The sequence below is a fragment of the Corynebacterium sp. HMSC28B08 genome (assembly GCF_001806865.1).
Lineage (GTDB): Bacteria > Actinomycetota > Actinomycetes > Mycobacteriales > Mycobacteriaceae > Corynebacterium > Corynebacterium auriscanis.
This window is the reverse complement of the sequence record NZ_KV786159.1, coordinates 57,742-77,062: the sequence shown is the minus strand read 5'-3', so window position 1 is coordinate 77,062 and position 19,321 is coordinate 57,742. Positions and strand designations below refer to the sequence as shown.

At 58.2% G+C, this 19,321-nt stretch carries 13 protein-coding genes; 5 read left to right on the top strand and 8 right to left on the bottom strand.

Going from position 1 to position 19,321, the window contains the following annotated elements:
- Positions 1-34: 34 nt before the first annotated feature.
- The 3 genes from HMPREF3098_RS03195 to lysX all read right to left on the bottom strand — a co-directional run bounded on the left by HMPREF3098_RS03195 (position 35) and on the right by lysX (position 7,032).
- Positions 35-892, bottom strand: a complete 858-nt coding sequence (locus HMPREF3098_RS03195; RefSeq protein WP_035113291.1) for a 3-hydroxybutyryl-CoA dehydrogenase — start codon at positions 890-892, stop codon at positions 35-37.
- Between the two features lie 158 nt (positions 893-1,050).
- Entirely contained in the window at positions 1,051-3,021 is a 1,971-nt protein-coding gene (locus HMPREF3098_RS03190) for a BCCT family transporter (protein ID WP_070433965.1), read from the bottom strand.
- 492 nt (positions 3,022-3,513) lie between these two features.
- On the bottom strand, positions 3,514-7,032 hold the full coding sequence (lysX, locus tag HMPREF3098_RS03185; RefSeq protein WP_246815829.1) for a bifunctional lysylphosphatidylglycerol synthetase/lysine--tRNA ligase LysX: 3,519 nt from the start codon (positions 7,030-7,032) through the stop codon (positions 3,514-3,516).
- Between the two features lie 64 nt (positions 7,033-7,096).
- Here lysX and HMPREF3098_RS03180 point away from each other — a divergent pair, with 64 nt between their 5' ends.
- Positions 7,097-9,607: a DEAD/DEAH box helicase gene (locus tag HMPREF3098_RS03180; RefSeq protein ID WP_246815826.1), complete on the top strand. Its 2,511-nt coding sequence runs from the start codon at positions 7,097-7,099 to the stop codon at positions 9,605-9,607.
- Between the two features lie 72 nt (positions 9,608-9,679).
- Here HMPREF3098_RS03180 and HMPREF3098_RS03175 read toward each other — a convergent pair whose 3' ends face one another.
- The 4 genes from HMPREF3098_RS03175 to HMPREF3098_RS03165 all read right to left on the bottom strand — a co-directional run bounded on the left by HMPREF3098_RS03175 (position 9,680) and on the right by HMPREF3098_RS03165 (position 13,051).
- Complete coding sequence (locus HMPREF3098_RS03175) at positions 9,680-11,479, bottom strand: thiamine pyrophosphate-binding protein (RefSeq protein WP_083284022.1); 1,800 nt, start codon at positions 11,477-11,479, stop codon at positions 9,680-9,682.
- Between the two features lie 8 nt (positions 11,480-11,487).
- Positions 11,488-11,709, bottom strand: a complete 222-nt coding sequence (locus HMPREF3098_RS11790; RefSeq protein ID WP_083284020.1) for a hypothetical protein — start codon at positions 11,707-11,709, stop codon at positions 11,488-11,490.
- 74 nt (positions 11,710-11,783) lie between these two features.
- Positions 11,784-12,341 (bottom strand): hypothetical protein, encoded by a 558-nt coding sequence (locus HMPREF3098_RS10915; protein ID WP_246815825.1) that lies wholly within the window; start codon positions 12,339-12,341, stop codon positions 11,784-11,786.
- Between the two features lie 89 nt (positions 12,342-12,430).
- Entirely contained in the window at positions 12,431-13,051 is a 621-nt protein-coding gene (locus HMPREF3098_RS03165; RefSeq protein ID WP_070433963.1) for a metallophosphoesterase, read from the bottom strand.
- 198 nt (positions 13,052-13,249) lie between these two features.
- Between HMPREF3098_RS03165 and HMPREF3098_RS03160 the strand changes: the two genes are divergently transcribed.
- Positions 13,250-14,020 (top strand): DUF2786 domain-containing protein, encoded by a 771-nt coding sequence (locus HMPREF3098_RS03160; RefSeq protein WP_083284015.1) that lies wholly within the window; start codon positions 13,250-13,252, stop codon positions 14,018-14,020.
- A gap of 163 nt (positions 14,021-14,183) precedes the next feature.
- The gene (locus tag HMPREF3098_RS03155) at positions 14,184-15,836 is read left to right on the top strand and encodes an FUSC family protein (RefSeq protein WP_246815824.1); all 1,653 of its coding nucleotides are present in this window, start codon (positions 14,184-14,186) and stop codon (positions 15,834-15,836) included.
- 160 nt (positions 15,837-15,996) lie between these two features.
- Here HMPREF3098_RS03155 and lepA read toward each other — a convergent pair whose 3' ends face one another.
- Positions 15,997-17,847 (bottom strand): translation elongation factor 4, encoded by a 1,851-nt coding sequence (gene lepA, locus HMPREF3098_RS03150; protein ID WP_070433960.1) that lies wholly within the window; start codon positions 17,845-17,847, stop codon positions 15,997-15,999.
- A gap of 275 nt (positions 17,848-18,122) precedes the next feature.
- On the opposite strand from lepA, the gene HMPREF3098_RS03145 reads away from it, so the two are divergent.
- Together HMPREF3098_RS03145 and rpsT are read left to right on the top strand one after the other, a co-directional pair.
- A complete protein-coding gene (locus tag HMPREF3098_RS03145) occupies positions 18,123-18,659 on the top strand; it encodes a type II toxin-antitoxin system PemK/MazF family toxin (RefSeq protein WP_070433959.1) in 537 nt (178 codons plus the stop codon).
- A 317-nt stretch (positions 18,660-18,976) separates the two neighbouring features.
- Complete coding sequence (gene rpsT, locus HMPREF3098_RS03140; protein ID WP_035113456.1) at positions 18,977-19,240, top strand: 30S ribosomal protein S20; 264 nt, start codon at positions 18,977-18,979, stop codon at positions 19,238-19,240.
- Positions 19,241-19,321 lie beyond the last annotated feature (81 nt).

Here is a 19,321-nt window from a genome sequence, read left to right as displayed (position 1 = left end):
GCAGGGTCCGCCCCGCATCAACATCAACGGCAAACTACTTGGAGTAGTCGTAGAATCCCTTGCCGGATTTACGGCCGGTGTGACCTGCGGTAACCATGCGGCGCAGCAGTGGTGGGCAAGCGTAAGAAGGGTCGCCGTACTCCTGGTACATCACGTCTGCGATGAAGGCACAAGTATCCAAGCCAACCATGTCGGCCAGTGTCAATGGACCCATGGGGTGCGCTGCACCCAGCTTCATGCCGTTATCGATGTCCTCTGCAGTCGCCACACCCTGTTCCACCATGCGGATAGCGGACAGCATGTAAGGCACCAGCAGGAAGTTCACGATGAAGCCGGAGCGATCCTTCGCGCGGATCGCGGTCTTACCCAGCTGCTCGGTGGCGTACTTCTGCGCACGCTCCACGATTTCCTCATCGGTGGTTAGCGCAGGGATGACCTCCACCAGCGGCAGCACTGGTACTGGGTTGAAGAAGTGCAGCCCCATCACGCGTTGTGGGTTGTCGGTCGCGGATGCGATCGTCTGGATTGGCAGTGAGGAAGTGTTGGAGCACAGTGGAGCCTTCTTGTCTTCCACGATGGCATCCAGCTTGGCGAAGACATCCTTTTTCACATCCTCGTTTTCGATGATCGCTTCCATGACCATCTCACGGTCTGCGAAATCCTCGAGGTTGGTGGTGAACGACAGTCGCTGTACCGCTGCATCGCGGTCTTCTTCTGACAGCTTGCCGCGCTCAACTGCCTTAGCGAGAGACTTTTCGATGCGGGCCTTACCGGCGTCGGCAAATTCCTGCTTCGCCTCCCACACCAAAACATCGCTACCTGCCTTAGCCGCCACCTCGGCGATACCTGCGCCCATGAGGCCGGCACCAATTACACCTACGCGCTGAACCATATTCGCTCCTTGAAATCTGTATACGGGTATATGTTCTTTACTTCTTACCAGTGTAACGACGTTCCCACCGCCGGGGGCCGGCTTTCTTTTACTTGACGCCAAAATCCCCCATGAGCCAGTGGCACATGAGGGATAAGGATGCGTGGAATCGAGGTGCGCTAGTTGCGATCGTCCGCAACAGGCTTGATCTGCTGGTCGTCCTCGTCGAGAGGCACACCGTTTTCGTCGACACGGTTGCCGTCCTCATCGATTAGTTCGCCCTCGTCGTTGATCAGGCGCCCTTCGTCATCAACCAAGTCCCCATCTTGGTTGTACTGTGGCTTGTCCTTGACGGGTTCTGGGTCCTCATCGACGTCACCGTCAACACCAAGGTTGCCTTGAATGCGCACGTTACCGGGGATCACTAAGCTACCGTCTTCATCAAACTCGAAACGCGGGAGCTCATTGCCCTCTTCGTCGTACCCCGGAGCTGGGCGTGACTCGTGCTCTTCTAGTTTCTCCGCGGAATCCGTACGACCCCATTGCCGGGTGACGGGCTCTGGTCGTGCTGCGTAATCGTCGTGCATGCCGCGCAAGAGAGAGTACATCATGACGAAGTTGATCACGAAGAATGGGAAGCCAATGATGATCACAACTTCCTGCAGGGTGGAGATGCCGTCTTCTGGCGCCATGACCAAGATCGCGGCTGCCACCGCTCCGATGAGCAACGCCCACAAAACACGGTATAGCGTTGGCGTCTTGTTCTCTTCACCGGCAGAGAACATATCGGTGATCATCGCCGCGGAGTCGATCGAAGTGATGAAAAAGATCGCGACGATGATCAATGCAAAGATGGACACGGGGAATACCCACGGGAAGTGCTCTAGGAAGCCGAATAGTGCGAACGCAGTGTCCTGCTCCTTAACAACCCGATCCGTCAAAGCGCCGGGTTGTTTCTGTTCAATGTCCAAACCGGCGAAGCCAAATACGGAGAACCAAACAATGGAGAAAATCGTTGGCAGCGCCAAAACACCGCCGATGAATTCGCGCACCGTGCGGCCGCGGGAAATACGAGCAACGAACATACCCACAAACGGCGACCAACAGATGGTCCATGCCCAGTAGAAGACCGTCCACTTGCCCTGCCAACCTGGGTTCACATCTTGAGAATCAGACCAGAACATAATCTTGGGCAGGTAATCCGCGTAGATGGATGCCGTATCCATGCTGCCACGCAGCAACATCAGAGTGGGGCCTGTTGCGAGGATAAAGATCATCAACACCACAGCCATGAGGATGTTGGCATTGGACAGAATCTTAATCCCCTTGTTCAGACCACTGGCTACTGAGAAGCAAGCGATGACGCAAATCACAGCGATAACAGCAACCTGGACCCATGCCACCGTGGGTGCGCCGAAAAGCTTGGCCAATCCGGCGTTGATCTGAAGCGCACCCAGACCAACCGAGACTGCAATACCGAACACGGTCCCGATGATCGCGAGGGCGTCGATCAATTTACCTGGCCAGCTGTAGATCTTGGCCCCAAGAATCGGCGCAAAGATGGAGGAAATGCGCGGTGGCAAGTGGCGCTTGTAAATGAAGTAGCCCATTGCCAGGCCAGGCAGCGCGGAGATCACCCACATGTGCACACCAAAGTGGTACATCGTGAAGCCCATGGCTTCGCGAACTGCTTCTCGACTCAGCGGCTGCGTGTCCTGCATGGGCACGTTAGTGACGTGGTTGAGGGGTTCAGCCACACCGAAAAACATCAGTACACTTCCGATACCACCGGCAAAGAGCATCGCAAACCAGCTGGCAGTGGAGTGCTCCGGCTGCTCACCGTCTCCGCCCAAACGCATGCGGCCAAAGTGAGAGACGAAGATACCAATGAGGAACAAGAACGAGATGGATACACCACCGATGTACATCCAGTTCAGGTTGGAGAGAAGCCATCCGGCGATCGCGCTGAAGAATTCGCGCGCTCTGCCTTTGAAGATGATCGTTGCAAGAACGAAGACACCAATGAAGCCTACTGAGAGGCCGAAAATGAGAGGATCTGCCGAGCCCTTCTTGTTGTCAGGATTACTGAATTCGTGACCGGGTACCGCTGAGGATTCTTCCACAGCGGCATTAGTTTGGAGGCGGCTCATGGCCTACGCCCGTCCTTTCGTGTTTACCTTTTCACCGACGCACCCTTGTCCGGTGAGACCCGTAGCTGCATCGCTAAGGTTTTTATTAACCGGTTCAGCAGTCTAATGCCTCACCCCTGCTGCATTCATAACTTCGCAGGTTTGTGGGGGCACTCCGCGGGTCAGGCACACCACACACAGCCGGCCGGAAAATAGCAAATAATGTGTAAAGACCTCGCAGTGGCCTCACAGAAGCTCTTCAGGATCATGACCTAGATTAGTGCTCAGCGGTCGACAGAAAGGATCCTAGGAATACGAACGGTCATTTATTACTCCTCTTGAAACGTCAGCAAGTTTCCCCGGGTGGTTTTCCATCTGGGGTTTCTTGTTTTTGCAGGTCAGACAGAATTCCATGTATTCCGATACCTACGGTTTTTATGCCAATCTCGATGGGTGGGGGGCCTTCTCGCGGGATTTTGCGGGATTCTTGCCGAGGCCCTACCCGCCTGGTCACTACTTCACCAGAGGGAAAGCCAAATTCTCCCTCATGCTGCCACCATTGATCAGCATGATGATGCGATCAACACCTAGGCCCAGTCCACCTGCCGGAGGCATGCCGAACTCCAGTGCGCGCAGGAAATCCTCGTCGACTTCCATTGCTTCAACGTCACCGCCCGCAGCCAGCAGAGACTGCTGTTCAAGTCGCTCGCGCTGTAGCAATGGGTCCGTCAATTCGGAATAAGCGGTGCCAAGCTCCATACCGAAGGCAACCAGATCCCACCGCTGGCAAAGATCAGGGTTATCGGGATGCGGGCGTGTCAGCGGAGAAACACTAGCGGGAAAATCAATATAGAACGTTGGCAGTGTGGTGGAGTCTTCCACAATCTCGCCGTAGATTTCCTCGATTATTTTGCCTGCATCCCACGTGGCCTGCGGATGCACACCCACGGCCTGCGCGACCTGGCGCAAGTGCCCTAGGTCGCTGTCCAATCCAATACGTGCGAAGGTCGCATCTCCTATATCGGGATGCTCCTGCGCCTGTGTAATCATGCGGCCCTGCGCCTGTGTAATCATCCGGTCCTGCAGCGCTTGGTTAATCGAATCGATCACGCTGCGAACGGGCCACTCCCCCGAAATATCCACCAACTCTCCGGTACGGGGATCCCGAATGACCGGCTTGCCATGAACGGCTGTGGCCGCAGCACAGATGAGCTGCCGGGCCAGTGCCATCATCGTGCGGTAATCACCATGTGCTTCGTATGCCTCGAGCACCGTGAACTCCGGGTTGTGCTTGTTATCCGCTCCCTCGTTGCGAAAATCGCGGCCCAACTCAAATACTTTTGGTAACCCGCCGCACATCAGGCGTTTGAGGTAAAGCTCCGGTGCGATTCGCAAGTATAAATCCATGTTATAAGCATTGATATACGTGCGGAATGGGCGCGCGTTAGCTCCACCGTGAATGGGCTGCAGAATGGGTGTTTCAACTTCCAAGTAGTCCCCGCGTACAAGTTCGCCACGCATTGCGTTTAATACTGCTGAGCGCGCCTTGAGGGACTGCACAACTTGAGGATTCAAAGTCATATCGAGGTGCCGATTGCGCAGGCGCGTTTCCGGATTCTGCAACCCCTTTCGCTTATCTGGCAATGGATGCAAGGATTTCGCCTCTATCTGCACCTCTTGCGCCAGCAACGACGGATGCCCCCTGCGCGACGTGCCGACCGTACCCGTCACCCGCACCAGATCTGCCAAATCAATGGAGCTTTCCAGTGTCGCTAAGCGAAGCCGCTCGGGCTTGGCGTCGAATAAAGAACCAGGTGAAAGGGCACCCGAAAGACTATCGCGTTCAACGATGACCTGTGCCAGGCCAGTGTGATCCTGCACGTCGAGGAACAGCACCCCTCCGAAGTAACGACGACCGATGATCCGCCCTGCAACGCTAGCTACGGAATCGGCCGGGAGGTGGGTGATCTCACCGCAACCATGAGTTGGCTTGCCACCGTGCTGCCACGGATCGATCCCTTGGCTCTGCAAGCGGCGGGCTGTATCAATACGTGCCCGGTTTTGATCACCAATGCTGCGCCGGCGCTGGCGCCCCTGCGCAATATCTTCTTCCCACACAGGCAGCAGCGCCAGGGCGGCCTGCCCTCCGACCGTGTTTTCCGTTTCTCCTTGAGCTTGGATCGTATTCGCACGCAGGGGCGCGGGCACGAAGCCCTCTGCCATTCCGGCTGCCATCGCAGTTCGGACGAATGAAGCGGATTCACCGAAGCACATATAGCGCGGGGCCCATTCCGGGTTGTATTTCACGTTCGAACGGTACAGTGCCTCCATTTGCCACCAGCGGGAAAAGAACACCAAAGCCTTACGCACGGCGCGGGTGACTGGCCCAGTATCGACCTTCGTTTCAGTAGCGAAGATCTTGCGGAATACCGCGAAGTTTAGTGAGATCCGCTGAATGGCCAAGCGTTCGTTAGTACACAGGTGGGCCACCATGGCTTCAATCGTTCCGTTAGGCGAACCCGGCGCGCGACGCATCAGGTCTAGGCTCAATCCGTTACGCCCCCAGGGCACGAAGGACAAATGTGCGACAACCTCGCCATCGATGAGCGCCTCAATAATCGTGCAACCACCATCACTCGGATTACCCAAACGCGATAAGGCCATGGAAAAACCTCGCTCGTCGGTGGTATCGCGCCACTGGTCGGAGCGCTGCTTGACCAACTCCATTTCTTCTTCAGTAAGTTCACTGTGCTGGCGCACACGGAATGTCATGCCCACCCGGTTCGTGCGATTGACCGCTTGGCGCACACCGCGCAGTTCGGGGTCGCCCAAGTGGAACTTTTCCGGATAGATGATAGCTTCATCACCTAGCTGGATGGCGGACAATCCGTGGCGTTTGTAGTACCGCGCACCCTTCTCCGAGGCACCCATAACTGCCGGAGTCCAACCGTATTCGCGGGAGCGTTTCAGCCAGGCATTGATCGCCTCATCCCACGCATCTTCCGCACCGATGGGATCGGCGGAGGCCAAACTCACACCGGCAAATACGGAGTACGTCACCGCTGCTTGCCCGTTGGGAGCAAACACCACGGCCTTATCGTGGCGCGTGGCGAAATACGCCAAGGAATCATCCATGTTGAACCGCGCGATCATGGTACGGATGATCTTCTCGTCCGTCTGGCTGATGGCCGCTACGCGTTGTTGGGATCGAAGCAACGTCCACACCGCAGCAACGATCACCACGGCGGAAAGCGCAGACAGAATGAACGCATCACCCCTGGAGGCATGGCCGTTGAATTGGGAGGGATCGAACAGCGATAACGTCACCGCGTGGTTGAGCACCCAACCGTAGCGGTCCCATCCATGCAGAGTCCCCGGGAACCACGTGATGAGGGCGCACCCGAAGAGGAAGACCACTGTGGTGCCACCCAGCCACACCAGGAATGCTTGGCGCCTCGACCCAGGGCGTGAGAGTGCGGGGAACGCGGGCTTGGCGACCAGCAATGTGCAGAACATGAGTGTTTGGACGATCGCCCCCAAACGCAGTAGTGGCAGCTCCCGAGCTGGCACGTCGAACGCGCCGGGAGCAAGCACCAGCAATAGGTCCGCGATCACGATCGATCCCAGTGCCACCAATGCGATCCACCAACCGGCCCGCTTACCAGCCAATAACGCCCCGCCCAACAGAAACAGTGCCACCGTCCAAGCCAAGGACAACCCCGGCAAGGGCAAGAACACGGTATCCATGAACTTTCGGAACCCGTGTAGCTCCTGGCGCAACGGGAAGAACACGATCATCAACATGCCGAGCATGGCGTAGCTACACACGGCAATTCCCAAAATGCGTGGCACCATCCGGGTACGTCGCACCTTGGTCACCTGTTTGCGGGCAAGCCCTGCCGGGCGAGTGACAGCTTTACGGGCTGCGCCTTTGCGGGCTGTGCCTTTACACGCTGTGGCTCTCTGGCTATCGGTCTCGACCTTTGTTGCGGTTGCTCCACCCGTTTCGGGAGTACTGGCCCGTGGATTCATAGTCACTTGTTTTACCACCTACTGCAGACATCGCTTAGCCACAGCGCATTAGAATCTGCTGAATGTGACGATCACGGCTGTAGAACTAGAAACCCTCATTGCCGATGTGCGTGGCGCATGTCAGCACCTCGAGGCCACGAGGTGGCGCGTCGATACCATCGCAGCTGGTGGGGTGGCGCCCACCATCGGCAGTAACGACGATACTCGGGTGTTCGCATTCGGCCCCAACCTTCAGACCGCGGCATACCTTGCCAAGATCAACCGCACCAACTTCGATTATCTACACCAAGAGGTTGCCCAGATCGCGCTCCCCTCCCCCAGCGAATTCGAGCTCTCCGCCGCCGAGGCCCGCAAGGTTCCCGATTCCACCGGTTTTCTACGGTTCTTCCGCAAACGCCCCGTCGCCGGGGAGCAGGCCATCGCCTGGATGCGATCGCTGGATGTTGCGGCGGTGCACTCAATTCTTTCAGGGATTGACGCCGCCCTGGGCTCCACACCAACGAATGAATTTACGGGCATTAATCTCTCCGCGGCCACGGAAGCCATCACGCGCGACCTGATGCAACTCACCAACCGTCCGGTGGAATGGGTGGATGCTCAGCAGGTCAACACCCACGTTGCCGCCGCAGAACGTATCGAAACCCAACTGGCTACCGAACGGATGTTGGAACAGCGTGTGCAGGAGGCCGCGCGCCAGTTGTGCGAGCAACAGGCGCGCGCGGAGATCCAGCGCACAGACATCTCCGTGTTGGATCAGATCACCGACGGTCGTTTGCGGTTGGGCCCGTTACAGCACCTCACCTTGCACCAGATCGCGCAAGCCACCCCCGCTGACCTCACTCCTTACGACGGGGTGGGGGAAAAGACGGCCACGCAAGCCATTGCAGCAGCGCGCAGTTTCATTGAAGACGTCGAGCGGTCACAGATCCCGCGAATTGATTACCAGCAAAAACACACCTCCACTGGCTATGTGACGGCGCTGGCCAACCTGCTGACATTCCGCGATGACATCCGAGGCCTACCCACGGACGTGATTCAACTGGAGCGGGTGGCGTCGGAATATAAGGTAGCGATAGCCGGGACCAACAGTTTGCTTACAGAAGTGGAGACCCACCGCCCCACCCCGAATCTTTCGGCCGAGGAAGCCTGGAATATCTATGCCATTCGCGCAGCGGAGTTCCACGCGTATGGCGACGACGAACACACGAGCGACGTGCCCGAGGAAGTGGCGCGGCGGATTGAAGACATCAATCTGCAAGGCACCATCAAGGCCAACCTGCGCGGCTATCAGGCGTTTGGGGCGAAATTCGCATTGGCGCAACGCAAGGTACTGATCGGCGACGAGATGGGTTTGGGAAAGACTCTGCAGGCCCTCGCAGCCATCGTGCACATGGCCGCCCAAGGTAGAACGCACGCACTGGTGGTGTGCCCGCCCAGCTTGCGCATCAACTGGGAACGCGAAGTACGTAAATTCACGGAGTTGGAGCCGTTTATTATGCACGGCCCCAACAAGGACGCGATGTATGAGGCGTGGACGAAACGCGGCGGAGTGGCCATCGCCGGTTACCCCGAAGTCCGTGCGAACGATCAGCTTACGGGTGCAGACAGCGAGCGGCCCGTCGATGTGCTGGTGGTTGACGAGGCCCACCGTGCGAAGAACCCCAAGTCACTGCAATCTCAAGGGGTGCAAGCACTGACGAAGCGCGCAGAGATCTGCGTGTACCTCACGGGCACACCACTAGAAAACCGCGTGGCGGAGTTTGAAGCGCTGCTGGGGTACCTGGATCCAGAGATCACCACGCAACTGGAGCGGGTGCGCGGGCGAGCCGGGAAGTTCAAGAAGACAATCGCGCCCCATTACTTACGCCGCAATCAGTCCGATGTACTGGCCGAGCTACCACCACTGCTGGAGGTCGAAGAGTGGATCGAACCGAAGCCGGACGATGTCACCGCTTATGAAAATGCCGTGCAACGTGGGCATTTCATGGATATGCGTCAGGCTTTCAGCGGGCCGCGCAGCGCCAAGATGGAGCGCATGATCGAGCTGCTCGAAGATGGCGCCGAAGATGCGAAAACGATCGTGTTCACTTACTTTCGTTCGGTGCTTGACGGCGTGGTGGCGCAATTGGGCGATCGGGCATTCGGGCCGATTGCCGGCGGGGTGAGCCACCAGGAGCGTCAGAAAGCAGTCGATGATTTCACAGTCGCTGGGCCCGGTGCGGTATTGGTATGCCAGATCACAGCCGCCAGCGAAGGATTAAATATTCAGGCGGCCAGCCGGGTGGTTCTGTTCGAACCCCAATTGAATCCTGCCGTGGAGGCCCAGGCTGTGGCGCGTGCTCACCGGATGGGACAAATTCGGACGGTGGAAGTGCACCGCTTACTCACTCCAGATTCTGTCGAAGAACAATTGCACGCGATGCTGGCGGATAAACGCGCACTGTTTGAGCGTTATGCGCGCGAGTCCGAGGCCGCCGAAATCAACCCCGAGGCCATGGACATTTCCGAAGCGCAGCTGATCAAGGACGTGATCCGGGCTGAACGCGAGCGCATTGGCGAGCCCGAGCGGTTGTAAGCACGCCAACGCGACTCGCCAGGTGACCGCAGGGCGCCACATAGCTGGAGGTCCTGTTGGGTGGCTGAGGCGCTATAGCTCTTTCAGGAAATCCGCGACCGGCCCGCGGCTAATGTGCACGTCGACAACGAACCGCGGGTTGGGTTCCTCGTCGAATTTCCGGGCCAAGAATTGCGCCAGCTCCCCACCTTCGGCCAGTTGCTCCGGAGCGGTGATGGTGATTCCCTCCACACCGAAAGGCGCACCTAACTGGGCAAACTGAACCTCGTCCAACAACATGGGCTCTACATGCAAACCCTTGGGGCTGTATTGGTGAACTTCAGCGCCGTACGCTGCATCATTGAGGATGATGACGCCCCGCCCCGCGTGACTCTCACTTGGCTCTGCACGCAAAAAGGATTCGACATCTGCGGCGGCCATGAGGCATCCGCCATCACCGGTGATAAGAGCGGTGAATCGTTCCGGCCGCGCGGCTGCTACTCCCACCGCCGAAGGCAATCCCAACCCGATGGTCATGATGGCCGAACCTACGAGCACCAATCCGTGTTGGTCAGGACCCGTGAGGTATTTCGGAACCCAGCCCAGGAAATGCCCACCGTCGGTGACAATTGAGCGTTGCTGGGGCAACAATTCAGCCAGGCGACGCAGAACGAAGCGCGGATCCAACCGCCCATCGGTTGAATCGACTTCGGCGAAACAACCGGGGTCGAGTTCTTCCGATTCACACTCGGGGAGCTTTCCGATCGTGTCCCGCCAGGTCGTAGCGGAGTCGGAGGGCGTCTCGGTCATGAGGGTTGCATCAGCTGGGCACGGCGTCTCGGCAGAGGATGCCGAGTGGGGCTGCTCCCCCTGTGTGCCTAATTCGCGGAGGAGGATCGGAATGGCTTCGGCGAGGTCGGCTTGGATCTCTTGGTCTGGTTGAATGAACCCGCCGGGACTGGGCGCGGAATCGATGCGGACCAGCGTGGCGTCGGCCCCAAAAAGATGCCCACCGCGTGACTGCAGTTTGTTAAGGCTGGCGCCACAGACAACAACGAGATCCGCGGCACGGAAGAGTTCTAAGCGCCCGCGGTGCGCGAAACCACCGGCGATGCCCAAGCTCCATTCGGTTTCCACGCAATTGGTGGCCCAGGCTGTGGTGCAGACAAGGGCGCCGAGGGTGTCCGCTAAGTGAAGAATGCCGTGTTGGGTTCCGGATTCAACGGCTCCTCTGCCGATGACAAACAACGGGCGGTGCGCGTGACGGAGTTGGGCCGCGAGCTGTCCAAGGTGAGACGCAGCAGCAGTAGTGAGTTGAGAGTTCGCGGCGGGGGTGGAAACAGCACCCACCAGTGCCTTGTTCTCTGCGCTGCCCGCATCGGTAACGGCACCGTTCGGTAGTGCAGGATCCGGCACTACGCGGTCACACAAGTCATGCGCAACCATCACAACAACCGGTGCGCTATGCCGTCTCGCCCATGAAAAAGCCTCGGGCATGATGTCGGCTACATTGTCGAGCGTCAACGTGATGTAGTGAATTCCCAGCGCATCCAACACACCGCGCTGATTGATGTCGATCGGGCGCGGCCCCGTGGTTGGAATGTCCGCGGTCACATAAACCAATGGCACGCGAGCTGCATGCGCCTCGGTGAGAGGGGTCAGCGTATTGGAAAACCCCGGCCCATACGTAGTCGTAGCAACCGCTACCGTGCCACTGGCCCGGTAATAGGCATCGGCTGCAGCCACTGCCCCAGCTTCGTGGCGCACCGCAGTGTACCTCCCACCGGTGGCGACCATAGCGCTGACCATGTGGATATTGCCGTTACCAACCACTCCGAATGCCGCCACATCGTGGCGCACCAAATAGTCGGCTAAAACTTCTGCTACCAGCATTCCATGCCCTACCGCAGGTACTTCTTGACTACCGCTACATCCGCCGACTGCGTTCCACCCGATCCCCAAGTAAAGGCAGCAGCTGTGTAGTAGTCGCCAAAGGAAGCACTAGCAACATTCTGGCTGCCGGAATCGGACCAACCCCACTTGGTTCCCCGCACGCGTGGCAAGTGAGCAGTACCCCAGTTCTGGCGCGTGCCATCCGCGGCCACTGGCGCGGCTTGGCGCATCCAGCGCAGGATGCTCGAACCCGGGTAGTTCTTGCGCAGGCGAGAAAGAAACGTGGCGGAATCGTAAGCACTTGTTACGGAGTTTCCCAGTGGGGTGCTCCCTTTGTACTGGTCAGGCCATAATCGCGGGCGATTGCGTTAATGGCACCGGGATACTTCCGATTAATTGTCGACGCCGCGCCATCATCGGATAGGCGAATCATCCGTTCCAAGAGCATCCTGTCTTGGGCGGATGGCTTTCGGTAGCGCAAAACGTAATCGGCCATATACATCTTCACGATGGACAAACCTGGTCGAGATTCCCTGGCGTTTGGAGTCAGCGACGTTGCCCCATTGTCATGAATGATGGCGATGGTGGTTCGCCCAGGAACCCCGGTGATCACTCGGTGCACTACAGGCTTGACCCCGGGACGCTTGGGCTTGGGTTGCGGGAATCCCGGCAATCCAGGAATCGGCACATTCTGCAGCGATCCCATCGGGTTCGATGCAGCAGGCAGCGGGACGCGTGGCAGCTCGAAGCGCGGTGGTTGCCACGGAGCCGCCTGTGCTGGCGCCTCGGAAACCTGAAGACCCGTAGCACAAACCACGGCGACTAAAAAAGATGCTCCCCCAGCCTTGTTGAGCTTTTTCACGAGGATAGATTCCGTTCTGCACTGGGCGCCTTTCCAACTATCCGTGGCAGTGGAATAGTGATCTGGCGCACTGATCAGCCCCCACAATATTAGTCCATGGGAAATTCCTCAAAACTTCTCAAGAGGGCAGTGTGCACTCTGTCCTCGCTCACAGGTTTCATCCCCCACGCATCGAGGCCCACATCCACCTGTCCTCGGCCCGTTATCGGGGCTGGGGAGTGCAGGTGCCCATGGATAAGGCGATCCACACGCAAGCGCAGTTCATCATGCCGGGAATCCATCCCTTCGTGGTCGAAACCTGGCCGCGGGAAGTGGCACAGCCAGGCGGGTTCGCCAGCGAATTCGTAGTACTGGAAAGGCTGCACGGAATCGAAAACCCGCAAGAAGTCGCGTTGTGCCGCGGCACTATCGGTGTACATCGGATGGCAGGAATCATGATTTCCGGAGATTAAATGTGCCGTGAAATCCACACCCAGCTGGGTTCTGATGTGATGAAACGTATCCCCCAGCAAGCGCAGTGCGCGTTCTTCTTGTGGTCCCCAACCACTGGAGCAATCGCCGAGAACCCACAGTGTATCGCCCGCGCCCAACGTGGCACGCAGGTTGTCGAGGATGCGCTGATCGTGTTCATCGACATCGTCGTATCCGCGTAGGTTAGCCACGAAAGGATGACCGAGGTGAAGGTCGCTCGTGAACCAAGTGGTGCTCATGCGTTCCACTGTACCGACGGTTGGCCGGTGGTAATCCCCAAGCTAAGCAGACTGTGGAAAACCGACCTCCTACACACCAAGTTCTCAACGCATCCCGCAAGCGATGTCGCCGCTGGGTGCTAGGGTGCGAAGCACAGTGATGGTGATGGGCGCAGGGCGTCGGAATAAAAACAGAACCTACAAGGGGGAAGGTGTGGCATGAGTCAACGAAGTGACGACCTCGCAGCGATGAAGGAGAAGGTGCACAAGCTGCTGGCGCTGGCGCGCGATCGCCAGGGCACGCCGGAGGGGGAAACGTTTGAGAATAAGGCGTTTGAGTTGATGGCCAAGTATGGTGTGTCGGCTGCGGCGTTGGCCGCCGAGGGGGCGAGTGCGCACGGAGCGGGCGCGCATGCGGGTAGTTCGCAGATCAAGCGCCATAAGCAGGAATTCAATGGCGCGTATTCGGACATGCAGTTTGCCCTCTTCAATGGTCTGAGCGCCGCGTTGCACTGCTGCACGCTGCGCTTCAAAGTCCGTGGGTCGGTGCGTGTGGAGGAAGCCATCATGTTCGGCCGCCCGCACCATGTCGATCGGGTGATTATGCTGCACGGATTGCTGGTCTCGCACATGCTGGCCGGTGCGTATGATGCTTCGCTGCCCGCCCGCGTGGTGGGTATTTCCGTGCAGACTCAACGGCGCAGTTGGATGACGGGGTTCGTAGCCAGCGTGTGCGAGCGCTTGGCGGATATCGAGCGCGCACACGCTGTGGAGTATTCGACGGAAAACACCGCAGGAACACTGGTGTTGCAATCCGACGAGAAACTGGCGATGGCTGCCGCTGCAGCGGAGTTCCCCCATGCCCACTCGAGCCGGATGGGCCGGCGCAGGCTTGATCCAAACAGCTTTGCTAGCGGTGCGGCCACCGGGGAAACTATGGACTTAGGGCAAACTCGGGTCAGCCATCGGCGGGCACTAACCAGCCGATGAACGAGCCCGCGTGGGCGGGACTAGGCTAAACGTGCCCGCGTGAGCGGGACTAGGCCAAACAAGCCCGCGTGAGCGAGACTAAGCTATATGTGTGAATCAACGTGTGAGTGAATTTTCTGAACCAAGACCACAACAACCACACCCCTGGACCCTACTCACCACGATGCACACATCAGCCCCGCGATGGCCGGGTGCCACTCGTGCTGCACTGGCACTGTACGTTCCCGGGCTGATCTGCTTGGCGTTGGGTTTTGAACAGCACATGCTGCTGCTAGCAGCGGGTGTGTTTTCTGTCATCTACGGCGAAGGGCAGCCCTATCGAACTCGGTGGCGCTACATCCTTATCTCCGGCGCGTTACTAATCGGGGGCGTGATGGCAGGTAATGCAGTGGGCCACGTGGTGTGGGGCCACATCGATGCGGGTGGCACGATCTGGTGGCTGGGATTGACGGCCACGCTGACCATTATTTTCGGCTTGGTGGGCACGTTCATCCAAAACGCGCTACTGCTGCCACCTCCCGGAGTGTTTTTTATCATCATGGTGACCGGTGGCGCCTCGATGAGCGCACGCGGAGGACTCACCCCCTTGGATGTGGGCCTGTGGTGTGCCTTCGGCGTGTTGTCCGGTTTGATCTTCGGCATGGCCGCGTTTTTCGTGAATCCCAATGGGCCGGAGGAAACAACGGTGGATAACCTATGCTCGGCAGTACGAGATTTCGAGGAAAACCCTTCGATCGCCGGCAATCATAAGGCGCAAACAGCACTGGCCGGCGCGTGGTCGGCGCTGGACTCTGCGGGCATCATCAACGGTGGTCGCATCATCCGTCCCGAGTTGTCGCACCTCGTAGAGCGCACTTTGCAAGCCCGGCAAGATTTAATGCGGATCAATGCCACGTCCGGCGTGATTCCCGTCAGCGATGAACTGAGCGACTCCCCAGCCCTCGTTGACCCTTCCCGGGCCACCATTCCCCTGGCCCGGCCGGATGTCCGCACTCGCATCAATCGTTCGTTGACGTGGGATTCCCACGCTATGGTGGCCGCGCAGCGCATGGCTTTCGCCGGCGTTATCTCAGCCGCCGTTGGTATCGCGCTGGGATTCGACCGTCCCGACTGGGCCGTGGTCTCAGCAGTCATCATGTTGCAATGGGGACCGGAACGTATCCCTGGGATGGTACGGGGCATCCAGCGAATGTTCGGTTCCATCGTCGGCATCGGCATATTCGCGCTACTTCACCACTTTGAGATCGGCGGATTTTGGATGCTCACAGTCTTGGCGATCGGTCAATTCGGCGCGGAAATCTTTGTGGTGCGGAATTACGCCATTACCGTTATCTTCACCACTCCCATCGCCCTGATGATGGGCAGTTCCACCACCCAGAACATTGGGCATGTCCTCGCATCTCGAACCCTGGAGGTTTTCATCGCGGTCCTGGCCAGCGTGGCAGTACTGTGGTTCCTCCGCCCCAAAGCCGAGGCTCGCTATCACAGCTTCGTAGCCAAGAACTGCCGCAGTGCCATGGGCGCTTTACTGGGCGCTCTTTTGGTGACGACGCCCCGCCGTGCCCTACCTGAGCGCCGCGACTTGCAGTACGAGTTGCTCACGGAACGGCGCACCGTAATGTCTCTGGCGGCGAATCATCCGTTGCGGGCCGATGAAGTGTGGGAACGGCACCAGCACATGCAGCGAACTGGGTATATGCTGCTGGATTACTGTCACGGGCGGGGACACCACGAGGCCAGCCTCGACGACCTGTCCCGCCTGGCCGCCCAGGTGCGGTTATTGCTCGATGAGGAACGCCCGGAATTGTCTCGATGAGCAGCCACAACGAGCGCAACCAAAATTGGCGCAGCCACAACGAGCGCAACCATAACTGACGCAGCCACAACGAGCGCAGCCACAGGCTCCTACAACAAAAAGGGCTGCGCGTCACAAGCACAGCCCCTCTTCAGGTGCAGACTCGCTGCACCGAATCGGTCTACTCCGAATCGGTAGATAGAGCAGCCACGAAGGCCTCTTGCGGCACGGAAACCGAGCCGATGGACTTCATCCGCTTCTTACCTTCCTTCTGCTTTTCCAGCAGCTTGCGCTTACGCGAAATGTCACCGCCGTAGCACTTGGCAAGAACGTCCTTGCGCAGCGCGCGGATATTCTCGCGGGCAATGATCTTCGAACCGATCGCAGCCTGGACGGGCACCTCAAACTGCTGCCGCGGGATGAGCTCCTTGAGCTTCACGGTCATCTTGTTGCCGTACCACTGGGCGTTATCGCGGTGCACGATGGCACTAAAGGCATCCACCGGATCACCTTGCAGCAGGATATCCACCTTCACCAGATCGGCCAGTTGGTCGCCGGCTTCCTCATAGTTGAGGGATGCATAGCCCTTGGTGCGGGACTTCAGCATGTCGAAAAAGTCGAAGATGATCTCGCCCAACGGGATGCGGTAACGCAGCTCCACGCGCTCTTGCGAAAGGAAGTCCATGTTTTTCATCTGGCCACGCTTAGACTGGCACAGCTCCATTGTTCCGCCTAGGAACTCTTCTGGAACGATGATCGTCATGTCCACCATGGGTTCGTAGACTTCGCGCAACTTGCCGCCCGGCCAATCCGAGGGGTTGCGCACGAGTAGTTCTTCCCCATCTTCCTTCACCACGCGGTACACAACGCTGGGGGCGGTGGAAATCAGATCTAGGTCGAATTCTCGCTCCAAGCGGGTGCGGGTGATCTCCATGTGGAGCAGCCCCAAGAAGCCACAACGGAATCCGAAACCGAGAGCCACGGACGTCTCGGGCTCGAAGGTCAGCGAGGCGTCGTTAAGCTGTAGTTTCTCAATAGCCTCGCGAAGGTCGGGGTATTGTGCAGCGGTGACGGGAAAGAGGCCCGAGTACACCATAGGCTTGGGCTCGGCGTAACCCTTCAGTGGGGTATCCGCACCGTTGTGAGCCCACGTGATAGTATCGCCCACCTTAGATTGGCGGACGTCCTTCACACCGGTGATGATGTAACCCACTTCGCCCACGCCCAGACCCTTGGTTTTAACGGGTTCCGGAGAAACCACGCCGATCTCGAGGGTCTCGTGAGTCGCACCAGTGCTCATCATCTGAATTTTCTGGCGGCTTTCAAGACGGCCATCCATCATGCGTACGTAGGTCACCACGCCGCGGTAGATGTCGTAGACCGAGTCGAAAATCATAGCGCGCGCTGGGGCATCAGAATCGCCCTGTGGCGCAGGAACCAGCTCACACACGCGGTCCAGCAGCTCCGGCACACCCTCGCCGGTCTTACCGGAAACCCGTAGCACGTCCTCTGGCTCACAACCAATAATGTGGGCAATCTCCGCGGCGTATTTGTCCGGATCCGCCGCAGGCAGGTCAATTTTGTTGAGGACTGGGATGATCTCCAGGTCGTTTTCCATGGCGAGGTACAGATTGGCCAAAGTCTGCGCCTCAATTCCCTGCGCAGCATCAACCAGCAAGATACAGCCTTCACAGGCCTCCAATGCACGGGAAACTTCGTACGTGAAGTCCACGTGGCCGGGAGTGTCAATAAGGTGCATCACTAATTCCTCGCCAGCGTGTGCACCTGTTCGAGGCACCCATGGCAGTCGCACGTTCTGCGCCTTGATCGTGATACCGCGCTCGCGCTCAATGTCCATGTTGTCGAGGTATTGGTCGCGCATGTCACGGTCATCCACTACCCCCGACATCTGCAGAATGCGATCCGCCAAGGTGGATTTGCCGTGGTCAATGTGAGCGATAATGCAGAAATTTCGAATGCGAGAAGGGTCGGTAAAAGTCTCCGTCGCATAGTTTTTCTGCTTCGCGGCCATATGGGGTGCCCTCCTAGTTCGTTTACCAGTCCACACTACTATGCGAACCACCGGCGACATATTCCTCTTTCACAGCCACCATATTCCTCTTTCACAGCCACCAATCACCCGCGCGCAACAGCCCAAATTGGGGCGAAATCCCCCGCTCGCACACGCAGGCACACCCCACCCACTATGCTGAGCGATACATCCGAAATATCCCCCAATCCTCCGCCTCCCGCTTCGGGTTTCAACCGTTGATGTGCAGTGCGGAAATTTAGTTAACGTGGTGCAGCATGAGTGAGCGAAAGGGCAATCCTCTAGGGCGCGTCCTGCGTTCCATTTTCCAGCGTTCGGGCAGTCTCGATGAGGGGTTGCAGGAAATGGATTCCCAGTTGGGACTCACTGATTCACGTCTGCAGACCATTCGCGAACGCGATGAAACGGTCAAAACCCCAACCCGTGATCTAGCCCGTTCCGTGATTTATGCCCCGGACATGGATGGCCAAGCTGATAGCGGCGAGGTGGTGTGGGTCAACATCCGCACCCACAAATCGGGTGAGCTGGAACGGCGCGCGGTCGTCATCGTTGGTCGTAATCGGAACCACCTCATGGGTTTGCTGATCAGCTCGAATACAGACCATGCTAACGAGGACAACTGGTTGCGGATTGGGCATGGCCCTTGGAATTACGACGCCGACGAGAACTGGGTGCGTTTGGACAAAGTACTGCAATTCCCCGAGGCATCCATCCAGCGCCGGGGTGTTTCCATGCCGGAACGGAGATATGAACGCATCGCCACCCAATTGCGCAAGCGTTTTGGGTGGCATTAGGAAATCCGGATGGCCATGCAGAATTTCGCGCGGGTTTCACGCTGAGCTGCAACTCCCTCGTCATGCCGAAAGGCAATACGGAGGTCACAGCAGACTGCGTTGGACCTTCCCGCAGCCACGAACTATTTTTGGTTCACAAGCCGTGAGCTGGTAGATTATGCAAAGTTCACAACCTTAGCTGGGTTGGAGCGTTCGTCGCATTTCACAGGACCTTGGGTGGAATGTCAGAGATCACGAAGGCACAAACACCCCGCCCAGCTGCACGGTCACTGTTCAGTACGTGAACCAATATTTGTATAGAAAGAGGTATGCCAACCATGGCAAACATCAAGCAGCAGAAGAAGCGCGTTCTCACCAACGAGATCGCTCGTAAGCGCAACCAGGCTATCCGTTCCCGTCTCCGCACCGAAACGCGTAAGTTCAACGCGTTGGTAGAGCAGGGCGATAAGGAAGGCGCCGAGAAGCAGCTGCGCGTTGCTTCCCGTTTCTACGATAAGGCCGTCACCAAGGGCACCATTCACCGCAACAACGCGGCGAACAAGAAGTCCGGCATGGCTGCTCGCTTCAACAAGATGGCCTAAGTGCCTGCTTGGTTCAACACCCCACGGTGTTGAGCACTATCCCGCCTAGCATTGCTTCTCCTCTTTCCCTTTGTGGCAGGG

Bases quoted from the DNA above. Each gene is read 5' to 3' on its own strand.
- HMPREF3098_RS03195 (WP_035113291.1), bottom strand. From the start codon at position 892: ATGGTTCAGCGCGTAGGTGTAATTGGTGCCGGCCTCATGGGCGCAGGT.
- HMPREF3098_RS03190 (WP_070433965.1), bottom strand. From the start codon at position 3,021: ATGAGCCGCCTCCAAACTAATGCCGCTGTGGAAGAATCCTCAGCGGTA.
- lysX (WP_246815829.1), bottom strand. From the start codon at position 7,032: ATGAATCCACGGGCCAGTACTCCCGAAACGGGTGGAGCAACCGCAACA.
- HMPREF3098_RS03175 (WP_083284022.1), bottom strand. From the start codon at position 11,479: ATGCTGGTAGCAGAAGTTTTAGCCGACTATTTGGTGCGCCACGATGTG.
- HMPREF3098_RS11790 (WP_083284020.1), bottom strand. From the start codon at position 11,709: ATGCGCCAAGCCGCGCCAGTGGCCGCGGATGGCACGCGCCAGAACTGG.
- HMPREF3098_RS03165 (WP_070433963.1), bottom strand. From the start codon at position 13,051: ATGAGCACCACTTGGTTCACGAGCGACCTTCACCTCGGTCATCCTTTC.
- HMPREF3098_RS03160 (WP_083284015.1), top strand. From the start codon at position 13,250: ATGAGTCAACGAAGTGACGACCTCGCAGCGATGAAGGAGAAGGTGCAC.
- HMPREF3098_RS03155 (WP_246815824.1), top strand. From the start codon at position 14,184: ATGCACACATCAGCCCCGCGATGGCCGGGTGCCACTCGTGCTGCACTG.
- lepA (WP_070433960.1), bottom strand. From the start codon at position 17,847: ATGGCCGCGAAGCAGAAAAACTATGCGACGGAGACTTTTACCGACCCT.
- HMPREF3098_RS03145 (WP_070433959.1), top strand. From the start codon at position 18,123: ATGAGTGAGCGAAAGGGCAATCCTCTAGGGCGCGTCCTGCGTTCCATT.
- rpsT (WP_035113456.1), top strand. From the start codon at position 18,977: ATGGCAAACATCAAGCAGCAGAAGAAGCGCGTTCTCACCAACGAGATC.